The sequence below is a fragment of the Neisseria blantyrii genome (assembly GCF_962747855.1).
Lineage (GTDB): Bacteria > Pseudomonadota > Gammaproteobacteria > Burkholderiales > Neisseriaceae > Neisseria > Neisseria viridiae.
In genome coordinates this window covers 1-585 of record NZ_CAUIZY010000033.1, presented here as the reverse complement: position 1 = coordinate 585, position 585 = coordinate 1, and the positions used below count along the sequence as shown (strand labels likewise).

Genomic DNA, 585 nt, shown 5'->3' with positions numbered 1-585 from the left:
CCGGTTTGGCGGGGGCTTTGGGTGCGGGCGCGCCGACCGAAGCCTGGTCCTTCAGCTTCGCCAGCACCGCCGGGCCGATGCCCTTCACCTTCGTCAACTCGTCCACAGACTTGAACGCACCGTTTTGCGCGCGGTATTCCGCAATGGCCTTCGCCTTCGCCGGGCCTATGCCCGGCAGCGCCTCCAGCTCCTGCGGCGAAGCGGCATTGATGTTTACCGCCGCAAGGGAGAAGGCGCAGGAGAACAGCATATACAACAGCATAAAAATCTTTTTCATAAGGTTTCCTCCAAAGTATGGGAACAATAAAACAAAACGGCACCGCCGTACGAAATGGAACTGCCGGACGGATACGTCCGCCATACCGGCAGGTATGCATATCCGGTCAAACAGATGGAATTTTTCATCATTTTAAAATGAATGTACGTTTGTTTCAAGACCATTCCCACCAATACTGCAGGGAAACCGTCCGCCCCCGGCTTATCCCTCCCAAAGCTCCGTCTCTGCCGCACAAAGCAAAAACCCCCGAATAATCGGGGGTTTTCTGAAAGGGTGTTTGGCAGTGACCTACTTTCGCATGGAAGAAC

At 54.9% G+C, this 585-nt stretch carries 1 protein-coding gene; it reads right to left on the bottom strand.

Features of this window, described 5'->3' with window-relative positions:
• Positions 1-361: helix-hairpin-helix domain-containing protein (locus Q9J80_RS10815; protein ID WP_373325232.1), on the bottom strand; the 361-nt coding region annotated here is incomplete at its 3' end.
• Between the last annotated feature and the right edge of the window lie 224 nt (positions 362-585).